The organism is Mesorhizobium sp. M7A.F.Ca.CA.002.05.1.1 (assembly GCF_003998335.1).
GTDB lineage: Bacteria > Pseudomonadota > Alphaproteobacteria > Rhizobiales > Rhizobiaceae > Mesorhizobium.
On the sequence record NZ_RZQI01000127.1, the window covers coordinates 1 to 10,324 of the forward strand.

Annotated in this window: 7 protein-coding genes and 1 pseudogene; 5 read left to right on the forward strand and 3 right to left on the reverse strand. The window is 63.5% G+C overall.

The genetic code is table 11. The features are described from left to right. Both EN939_RS09290 and EN939_RS09295 read left to right on the forward strand, forming a co-directional pair. The coding region (locus EN939_RS09290) for a TIGR02186 family protein (RefSeq protein WP_127267781.1) at window positions 1-719 on the forward strand (719 nt) is incomplete at its 5' end. A gap of 269 nt (window positions 720-988) precedes the next feature. Continuing rightward, window positions 989-2,245, forward strand: coding sequence for an Hsp70 family protein (locus EN939_RS09295; RefSeq protein WP_127267782.1), 1,257 nt, complete (start codon window positions 989-991; stop codon window positions 2,243-2,245). A 72-nt stretch (window positions 2,246-2,317) separates the two neighbouring features. On the opposite strand, the gene EN939_RS09300 is transcribed toward EN939_RS09295, so the two are convergent. Beyond that, a complete protein-coding gene (locus EN939_RS09300; RefSeq protein WP_236383353.1) occupies window positions 2,318-3,280 on the reverse strand; it encodes a LysR family transcriptional regulator in 963 nt (320 codons plus the stop codon). Window positions 3,281-3,558: 278 nt separating this feature from the next. Between EN939_RS09300 and EN939_RS09305 the strand changes: the two genes are divergently transcribed. From EN939_RS09305 to EN939_RS09315, 3 genes are read left to right on the forward strand one after another with little or no spacing between them, the layout of a single operon-like run. Further along, entirely contained in the window at window positions 3,559-6,489 is a 2,931-nt protein-coding gene (locus tag EN939_RS09305; protein WP_164749455.1) for a molybdopterin oxidoreductase family protein, read from the forward strand. Next, entirely contained in the window at window positions 6,486-7,220 is a 735-nt protein-coding gene (locus EN939_RS09310) for a 4Fe-4S dicluster domain-containing protein (protein ID WP_127267783.1), read from the forward strand. Before EN939_RS09305 ends, EN939_RS09310 begins: the two co-directional genes overlap by 4 nt. A gap of 3 nt (window positions 7,221-7,223) precedes the next feature. Next, window positions 7,224-8,159: a dimethyl sulfoxide reductase anchor subunit family protein gene (locus EN939_RS09315; RefSeq protein ID WP_127267784.1), complete on the forward strand. Its 936-nt coding sequence runs from the start codon at window positions 7,224-7,226 to the stop codon at window positions 8,157-8,159. 6 nt (window positions 8,160-8,165) lie between these two features. On the opposite strand, the gene pdeM is transcribed toward EN939_RS09315, so the two are convergent. Then, window positions 8,166-8,882 (reverse strand): ligase-associated DNA damage response endonuclease PdeM, encoded by a 717-nt coding sequence (gene pdeM, locus EN939_RS09320; protein ID WP_127267785.1) that lies wholly within the window; start codon window positions 8,880-8,882, stop codon window positions 8,166-8,168. Beyond that, window positions 8,879-10,324, reverse strand: a pseudogene (locus EN939_RS09325) (DNA ligase-associated DEXH box helicase); the annotation flags it as partial. The gene pdeM and the pseudogene EN939_RS09325, both read right to left, overlap by 4 nt.

Consider the following 10,324-nt stretch of genomic DNA (forward strand, 5'->3'; position numbering starts at 1 on the left):
AGGTTCCGCTGACCGAAGGCATCCAGATCGGTCTCTCCACCGATAATGTCTCGATCACCGCCGGCTTTTCCGGGGCCGACCTGACCATTTTCGGTTCGCTGGAAAACCCGGATCCACTTGTCGCGCGCCAAGGCCGCTACGACGTCATCGTCGTGCTCGAAGGTCCGCCCAAACCGGTGGTGGTGCGCCGCAAGGACAGGGTGCTAGGCGTCTGGGTCAATCTGGATTCCGAGACCTTCGAGAACGTGCCGGTCTCCTATTCGGTGGCGACGACGCGGCCGCTGCAGGACATCACCGAACCCAACAGCTACAAGCAGCTGTCGCTCGGCGCCTCCAACCTCTACATGCAGCCCGCCGATGCCGGCGACAGCCCGGCGACGATCGAGGAATTCACGGCCGCACTGCGGGAGCGCAAGTCGGCGACCGGCCTCTACAGCGAGAATGTCGGCGGCGTGCAATTCCTGTCGCAGAACCTGTTCCGCGCCACAGTGAGGCTGGCGCCAAATGTGCCAGTTGGAACCCATAAAGCCCGCGCGTTCCTGTTCAAGAGCGGCCTGTTCATCAAGGAAAGCTCGGCCCAGCTCGAAATCCGCAAATCCGGTTTTGAACAGTCGATCTTCCGTATCGCCCACAATTATTCGTTCCTCTATGGCGTCTTCGCGATATCGCTGGCCATGCTGACCGGCTGGCTTGGAAGGCTGATCTTCCGGCGGGATTAATGCATGTCGCCCAAAGGTGGCCCCGCTTTTGGGCGAGCGACATGCATCGAATCAAGACCTGAAGTGCGTCGCGTGAATCCACTCAAACGCGACGCACTTCAGAACTTTTCCCGAAAAGTGGTTTCCCTTTACCGGGGCATGCGGTAGACCGCGCTCCCCAGCCAAATGGCAGACACAAACAATTCGGTTCGGCAGCGCAGCCCGTCCCCGGGCAGCGCGCGATTTCTCGGCGCCTGTCGGCTCGCCGACGACAAATACAGGAACTTGTCATGCGACCAGCCTTCGGCGGCATCGACTTCGGCACTTCGAACTCCACCGTTGGCGTGGTCCGCAACGGGCAGCCGCGCCTCGTCGCCCTGGAGGACGGCCAGGTGACACTGCCCAGTGCCGTGTTCTTCAACTTCGAGGACAACCGCACCTGCTTTGGCCGTCACGCCATCGCCAACTACACCGACAGCATCGAAGGCCGGCTGATGCGTTCGCTGAAGAGCGTGCTCGGCAGTTCGCTGGCCCATGAAAAGACCCGCATCAAATCGCGGTCGATCGGCTTCATGGACATCGTCGGCATGTTCCTCGGACATCTCAAGATGAGGCTGGAAGCAGATGCCGGCGATACGGTCGAGACCGTCGTTCTTGGCCGGCCGGTGCAATTCGTCGACGACGATGCCGAGGCCGACGCGAAGGCGCAAAGCGAACTCGAGAACGCCGCCCGTGGCCAGGGCTTCAAGCACATCGCTTTCCAGTTCGAGCCGATCGCGGCGGCGCTCGACTACGAACAAAAGGTGACATGCGAGGAACTGGCGCTGATCATCGATATGGGCGGCGGCACGTCGGACTTCTCGATCGTGCGCGTCTCGCCGCAGCGCTCCCGGTCGCTCGACCGCAAGGACGACATCCTGGCCAGCCGGGGCGTCCATATCGGCGGTACGGATTTCGACCGGCTGCTGAGCATCGCCCATGTCATGCCGCAACTCGGCTATTTGACGCCGACCAAGGACGGCAAGCGCAATCTGCCGGCAAGCTACTTCATCGACCTCGCGACATGGCAGCGCATCAACCTGGTCTACACCGCCAAGGCGATGACGCATCTGCGCCAGATCCGCTACGAGGCCGAGCGCGCCGACCTGGTCGACCGTTTCATCCACATCGTCGAACACCGCTATGGACACGCGCTGGCCGCACTTGTCGAAAAAGCCAAGATAGAGCTGACCGACAGGTCATCCGCGGAGGTCGTGGTGAAGCTGCCGGGTGCGGAGTTCGCGGCCGAAATCACGCGCAACGGGCTGGATGCCACGATCGCCAGGGACATCGAGCGGGTCACGGCGACGGTAGCGCAGACCATCCGGGACGCTGAGGTGAAGCCATCCGACATCACCGCGGTGTTCCTGACCGGCGGATCGACCGCGATCCCGCTGGCAAGGCGAGAAATCCTGTCGCTGGTGCCGCAGGCATCCGTCATCGAAGGCGACATGTTCGGCTCGGTCGGACTTGGCCTGGCGCTGGATGCGCAGCGAAAGTTCGGTTGACCGGGTCCATTGATATTCAGGTGATGCCGGCCTGCAAATGGCTGATACCTGCGCTTCCGGTGCTCACGTACTTTAAGTACGCTCCGCTCCGGTTCTCGGCATCAGCCATTTTCGACTCGGCCTGACCTGAATCTCAGCGAACCCTCGCCGTTGATCCGACGTACCCAGATGCGCCTTGAGCGCAATCTGGGCCAGGCTTGCCTGGCGATCGCGATGGGTGATCATGGCGAAGTCGCGTTTCGGCAGTTGGAGCGGCACCGACCTCAGACTGCCTTCGGCCACGGCGCGTGCCACGACAAGTTCGGAAATGATGGTGGCGCCGGCCCCCGCCTCGACGGCCTGGCGAATAGCTTCATTGCTCGGCAGCACCAGGAATATCTGGAGGTCGGCGAGCGAAATCCCTTCGTGGCGCGCCAGATCCTCCAGCACCTCGCGCGTGCCGGAACCGCCCTCACGGATGATCCAGCGCAGGCCCTTGATGTCAGGGCGGCCGGGCGCGACTTCGGGGATCTCCGGATGCGCGCTGGCAACCACCAGGATCAGCCTGTCGACGTCGACCTTGGTGCGGCGCAATATGTCGGACTCGGTGCGCCCCTCCACCAGGCCGAGATCCGCCGCGCCATCGAGGACATTGGCCTCGACCTGCCTGGTGTTGCCGATGGAGACGCTCAGCCTGACGGCCGGATAGGCTTCGTGGAAGGAAGCCAGCCGGCGCGGCAGCCAGTAGCTGGCGATAGTCTGGCTGGCGGCGATCGAGAGGCTGCCGGTGACGGTCTGCGAGACATGCTCCAGCACATTGCGCGCGGCGGCGGCCCGCTCGAGCACGGCCTTGGCCTCGGGCAGGAACCGGTGGCCGGTCTGGGCAAGCTCGATGTTGCGGCCGACGCGGTTGAACAGATGGACGCCGTGCTGTTCTTCAAGCGCCCGGATGGCGGCCGATGCGGCCGACTGCGAAATGCCCAGCAATTCCGCCGCCTTGGTCATATGGCCGCGCTCGGCGACGGCGACGAAAATGCGCAACTGGTCCAGGGTCATGCCTGTATTAAGAACCAATATCGATCGAATTTACAAGAACAACTGATTAGACGGATCGGTAGCTTTATTCTAAGTTTCCTCGTGAAGTTAGAAAAAATTCGCCGAGAGATCGCAGAGAGCAGAATGATCGGGCGGTTCAGATCCCTGCTTGCGCATTGGACCCGCGGCATAAGACGGCGGCTGGCCGGCGATCGCTACCACCCGGAAGAGCATTACATGCGCGGCCCCGGACCGAAGACGCGGGCCAAATCCATGGGCCGTACAGGCGCCACCGGATCATGATGCAGGGACCGCCGCGCGGCGCGAATTCGGCACCATCGCAACGCCCGCTTGCCGACACGCGGGCGCCTGACGAAGGCGACGGCGTCGACACCTCGCCTGATGTTTCCGACAGCATCGCCAAGACGACCTGCTACATGTGCGCCTGCCGCTGCGGCATCGACGTGCACATCAAGGATGGCAAGGTCCGCTACATCAACGGCAACAAGGACCATCCGGTCAATCGCGGCGTGATCTGCGGCAAGGGCAGCTCCGGCATCATGCAGCACTACGGTCCGGCAAGGCTGAAGAAGCCCTTGCTGCGCAGCGGGCCGCGCGGCTCCGGCGAGTTCCGCGAGATCGAGTGGGAAGAGGCGTTTTCGATCGCGACGGAACGGCTCTCGGCCATCCGCCGGACCGACCCCAGGAAGCTGGCCTTCTTCACCGGCCGCGATCAATCCCAATCCTTGACCGGCTGGTGGGCGAGCCAGTTCGGCACGCCGAACTTTGCCGCCCATGGCGGCTTCTGTTCGGTCAACATGGCGGCCGGTGGTCTCTATACGATCGGCGGTTCGTTCTGGGAGTTCGGTGAGCCCGACTGGGACAACACCCGGTATTTCATGCTGTTCGGGGTCGCCGAGGATCACGATTCCAACCCGATCAAGATCGGCCTCGGCAAACTCAAGGCGCGCGGCGCCAAGGTCGTCTCGATCAACCCGTGCCGCACCGGCTACAATGCCATTGCAGACGACTGGATCGGCATTCGGCCCGGCACCGATGGGCTGTTCGTGTTCGCGCTCATCCACGAATTGCTCAAGGCGGGCCGCGTCGATCTCGATTATCTGCTGCGCTACACCAATGCCCATGTTCTCGTCGTGCAGGAGCCGGGTGCCGCCGATGACGGGCTGTTCGTGCGCGACGCCGACGGAAATCCGCTGGCGTGGGACAGGGTTGCGAAGACGCCTGTCGGCGCCACCGATGCCAGTGCGAAGCCGGCACTGACGGGCAGCTTCACGATCGGCGGGCGCCGCTGCGTCCCGGTGTTCCAGCTCATCGCCGACCGCTACCTCGATGCAAGCTATGCGCCGGACGCGGTCGCCGAGCGCTGCGGCATTGCCGCCGATACGATCCGCAGGATCGCCGCCGAACTTGCGCATGTCGCCTTCGAACAGACGATCGAGTTGCCGATCGCGTGGACCGATTGGGCCGGGCGCCGGCACGAGACGATCAAGGGGCGGCCTGTCTCGATGCACGCCATGCGCGGCATCTCGGCCCATTCGAACGGCTTCCACACCTGCCGCGCCATCCATCTCCTCCAGGTGTTGCTGGGCACTGTGGATGTCCCTGGCGGCTTCCGTTTCAAGCCGCCCTACCCCCGCTCCGCGCCGCCAGGACCGAAGCCGGCCGGCAAGACCGTCAAGCCGATGACGCCGCTTGACGGCATGCCACTCGGTTTCGTCTGTGGGCCGGACGATTTGCTGGTCGATGAGGCCGGCACGCCGCTTCGCCTCGACAAGGCCTATTCCTGGGACGCACCGCTGGCGGCACACGGCCTGATGCACACCGTCATCCGCAATGCCTGGGACGGCGACCCGTACCCGATCGATACACTGATGATGTACATGTCGAACATGGCGTGGAATTCCTCGATGAACACCGTCGAGACCATCGCCATGCTGACCGACAGCGACGAAGCGGGCAACTACAAGATCCCCTTCATCATCTATTCCGATGCCTATTATTCCGAGACCGTGCCGTTCGCCGACCTCGTGCTGCCCGACACCACCTATCTTGAGCGGCATGACTGCATCAGCCTGCTCGACCGGCCGATCAGCCATGCCGACGGACCGGGCGACGCCATCCGCCATCCCGTCGTCGAACCTGACCGCGACGTCCGGCCGTTCCAATCGGTGCTGATCGAACTCGGCGCGCGGCTCGGCCTGCCCGGTTTCGTCAACGACGATGGCTCGGCCAGATATGCCGACTACGCCGACTACATCGTCAACCATGAGCGCACATCAGGCATCGGCCCGCTCGCCGGCTGGCGCGGCAAGGACGGGACGTCGACTGGCAGGGGCGAGGCCAACCCGGACCAGATGCAGCGCTACATCGACAATGGCGGCTTCTGGCACCACGATTTCGCCGACGACCAGCGCTATTACAAGATGGCCAACCGCTCCTATCTCGATTTCGCGGAGCAGATGGGCTTCATCCCCAAGGCGGAACCGATCGTCTTCCAGCTCTATTCCGAGCCGCTGCAGCGTTTTCGCCTGGCCGCACGTGGGCACGGTCACGTCTTGCCGCCAGAGGCCGATCGCCAACGCATCGAGACCTACATGGACCCGCTTCCGTTCTGGTACATGCCCTTCGAGGAAGCGGTCGTCGACCTCGAAAAATTTCCCCTGCATGCGCTGACGCAGCGGCCGATGCACATGTACCATTCCTGGGGATCGCAGAATGCGTGGCTGCGGCAGATCACCAGCCAGAACCGGCTGTTCGTGCATCACCGTACGGCAGCTGGCCTCGGCCTTGTCGACGACGACTGGGTGTGGATCGAAAGCATCAACGGCAGGGTGAAGGGGCAGATCAAGCTGATCGACGGGGTCAACGAAAGCACGGTCTGGACCTGGAACGCCATCGGCAAAAGGCGCGGCAGCTGGGGGCTGAAGGACGACGCGGCCGAGAGCAACCGCGGCTTCCTGCTCAACCATATCATCGGCGACCAGACCTCGGCTGACGCTCAGGGCAAACGCTATTCGAACTCCGATCCTGTGACCGGCCAGGCGGCATGGTTCGATTTACGCGTGCGCATCGTCAAATGCGCGGCCGAAGAAGCCGGCTTCACCGAGCCGCAATTCGAACGTTTCCAGCAGCCACCGCATTTCGAACCCTCGCCCGACAGGCTGACTTTCGGCGCCGAATTCCGCCGGGCAAGAGAGACGACTGAATGACCTGTCTGCCAAGCCAAAGCGACAAGAAACTCGGCCTCGTCATCGACCTCGATACGTGCGTCGGCTGCCAGGCCTGTGTCACCGCCTGCAAGGAATGGAACACCGGCGGCCACATGGCGCCGCTGACCGACATCGACCCCTATGGCGGCCATGTCGACGGCGTTTGGTTCAACCGCGTGCACGCTTACGAGCACACGACCGAGATGGGCGGGCGCACCGTCAACTTCCCGCGCTCCTGCCTGCATTGCGAGACACCGGCCTGCGTTACCGTCTGCCCGACCGGCGCGTCCTACAAGCGGGCCTCGGACGGCATCGTGCTGATCGACGAGGACAAGTGCATCGGCTGCAAATTGTGCAGCTGGGCCTGTCCCTATGGCGCACGCGAATTCGACACCGATGTCGGGGTGATGAAGAAGTGCACGCTGTGCGTCGACCGCATCTACAATGACAATCTGGCCGAAGAGGACCGCGTACCGGCCTGCGTCGCCGCTTGCCCGACCAGCGCCCGCCATTTCGGCGACCTCGGCGATCCCCTGTCGGCTGTGTCGCAACTGGTGGCGGAGCGCGGCGGTGTCGACCTGATGCCCGAGCTCGGCTATCGCCCGACCAACAAATATTTGCCGCCGCGCGCCCACACCGCGCGCGCCGCATCGGTGGCCGCGCCGGCATTGGAACCGGTGCGGGCCGAAGGCGGTTTCCTCGGCTGGGTCGACCGCATGCTTTCGAACTGACCCATGCATCCAGCCTTCTCCGTCGTCTTCTTCACCACCGCCACCGGCGCCGGCTACGGCCTGCTGGCGCTGCTGGGCATGTTCGGAGGCTTCCAGATCATCCCGCCTGATTTCTGGCTGGGCCTTGTCGGCATGGGCCTGGCACTCGGTCTCATCGTGGCCGGGTTGTTGTCTTCAACGGGTCACCTCGGCCGTCCCGAACGCGCCTGGCGGGCGTTCTCGCAATGGCGCAGTTCATGGCTGTCGCGCGAAGGCGTCGCCTCGGTCATCACCTTCATTCCGGCGGGGCTGTTCGGCATCGGCTGGGTGTTTCTCGGCCGCATCGATGGCTGGGTCGGCATCGCCGGATTTCTGGCTGCCATCGGCGCGGTCGTCACCGTCTGCACCACCGGCATGATCTATGCGTCGCTGAAGCCGATCGCCCAGTGGCACAGCCGCTTCACCCTGCCCGGCTACCTCATCTTTTCGGCGATGACCGGCAGCGTGCTGCTGAACGCGCTGCTGCAGGGCTTTGCGCTTGGTTCGAAGGTACAGCTGGCGGCTTGCCTGCTGCTGACCTTGTTCGGCTGGGGCTGGAAAGTGGCGACCTGGCGCTACAACGACCGATTGGAGATCGCGACCACCGCCAACACCGCAACCGGGTTGGCCGGCGGTACAGTGCGGTCGCTGGAATGGCCGCATACCGAGGAGAATTACCTGCTCAAGGAGATGGGGTTCCGCATCGCACGCAAGCATGGCGCGCGGCTGCGCCAGATCACGCAGGTTCTGGCCTTCGCGTTGCCCTTGGGGCTGCTCGCCATTGTGTTCGCCCTGCCAGGGCCGCTGGCAGCGTTGCTGTCGATACTTGCTGCTGCAATCCAGTTCGCTGGCATGCTGGTCGAGCGCTGGCTGTTCTTCGCCGAGGCGAAGCACACGGTTACGCTCTACTATGGCAGGTAAGGCTGTTTAGCCCGGCCGCAGCATCGAGCCGGAAATGGCAAAGATGCGTTGGGCGCCCAGCATATAAGCCATCAGCGTGTCCAGCCGGAACAGCCCGGCATAGGCGTGGTCGAGGACGTTGAGCGAACCGGTATAGGCGCCGAAGGCCGGCATGATCATGCGGCCGCCGTCGCCGGCAAAGCAGCGCCGCCTCACCGAGCGTCCCTGCTGGACTATGCGGGCGCAGGGATGCAGATGGCCCGCTATTTCGCCTTCGACACGCTGCTTCGACGGCTCATGCCGGAACAGCAGCGAGCCTATAGCAAGTTCACGCACCGTTTCGCCGGGCAGATCGGCTGGCGCTTCCGGGTCATGGTTGCCGGCGACCCAGAACCAGTCTCGGCCTGCCATCAGCGCTTCCAGCCGCTCGCGGAAGCTTGCATGCATACGCTGGGCGCCGCCGCCATCGTGAAAGCTGTCGCCCAGGCTGATGACGATCGACGGCTGGTAATCTGATATCACGGCCTGAAGCCGCAACAAGGTCGCGCCGGTGTCGTAGGGCGGGATCAGCGTGCCGCGGCGTGCCAGCGACGAACCCTTTTCCAGATGCAGATCGGACACGGCCAGAAGCCGCAGATCCGGAAAATAAAGCACGCCGCGTGGGTCGCAGACGGCGCGCTCGCCTGATATGCCGACAAGGTCGGCCTCGGCAATCAGCGATGTGCGCGCCAGCGAAAAATTCATTCCTCAGCCATTTCCGGCCCCATGGCCTCCTCGACCAAAGTCGCCGCATCCATCAAAAGCGTTTCATCGGCTTCGCCATGGACCGGCATCTTGCCGATCTCGAGCATGATCGGCACGGCGAGCGGCGATATCTGTTCGAGTGCCTTATGCACGATTCGACCCTGGATGCGCGAGAGCATGTCGGCAAGTCTACTGACATCGAGCAGGCCGGTGGCCGCATCGGCACGTGTCGCCTGAAGCAGGATGTGGTCCGGTTCATGGCTGCGCAGCACGTCATAGATCAGGTCGGTCGAGACCGTGACCTGGCGACCACTCTTTTCCTGGCCCGGATGGCGTTTCTCGATCAACCCCGAAATCAGCGCGCAATTGCGGAAGGTGCGTTTGAGAAGCCAGCTGTCGGCCAGCCAGGCTTCGAGGTCATCGCCCAGCATATCCTGGTCGAAAAGGGCGCCAAGCGAAGGCTTCCTTGCTTTGAACATCGCGCCCATGTCGCCCAATGACCATATCGCCAGCGCATAGTCGGTGGCGACAAAGCCGAGCGGCCTGGCTCCCGCCCTGTCGAGACGGCGGGTGAGCAGCATGCCGAGCGTCTGGTGCGCCAGCCTGCCCTCGAACGGATAAGCCACCAGGTAATGGCGGTTGCCTCGTGGAAAGGTCTCGATCAGCAGGTCATCGCGTTTGGGCAGCACCGATTTGTCGGCCTGGAATCGCAGCCAGTCGGCGACCTGCTCGGGCAGCTTCTTCCATCGCTGCGGGTCGTCCAGCATGATGCGGACCTGTTCGGCGAGATAGGTCGAAAGCGGGAACTTGCCGCCGCCATAGTAAGGCACCTTGGCATCGCTGCCGGGCGCGTTCGACACGAAGCATTCATTCTCGCGGATGCCTTCGAAGCGCAGCACCTTGCCGGCGAACATGAAGGTGTCGCCATGCGTCAACGTTTCGAGGAAGGCCTCCTCGATCTTGCCGAGAACCCGGCCGCCGCGCGAAGCCGCGCCTTTGCCGCCGGCCTTGATATAGCGCACATTCAGCGCCGGCACCTCGATGATGGTGCCGACATTCAACCTGTATTGTTGGGCGACGCGCGGATTGGACACCCGCCAGAACCCATCCTTGTTCAGGCGTATGCGGGCGTAGCGCTCGTAATTCTTGAGCGCGTAGCCGCCGGTGGCGACGAAATCGATGACGCGGTCGAATGTCGTCCGGTCGAGGCTGACATAGGGCGCAGCCGTTCGCACTTCCTCGAACAGGTCATCGGCACGGAATGGCGCGCCGCAGGCGCAGCCGAGCACATGCTGGGCCAGCACATCGAGCCCGCCATCGATCAAGGGAGGCGTGTCCTGCGCGCCGAGATAGTTGGCGTCGAGGGCGGCCCGGCATTCCAGCACCTCGAAGCGATTGGCGGGAATGAGGATCGCCTTGGACGGCTCGTCCATGCGGTGGTT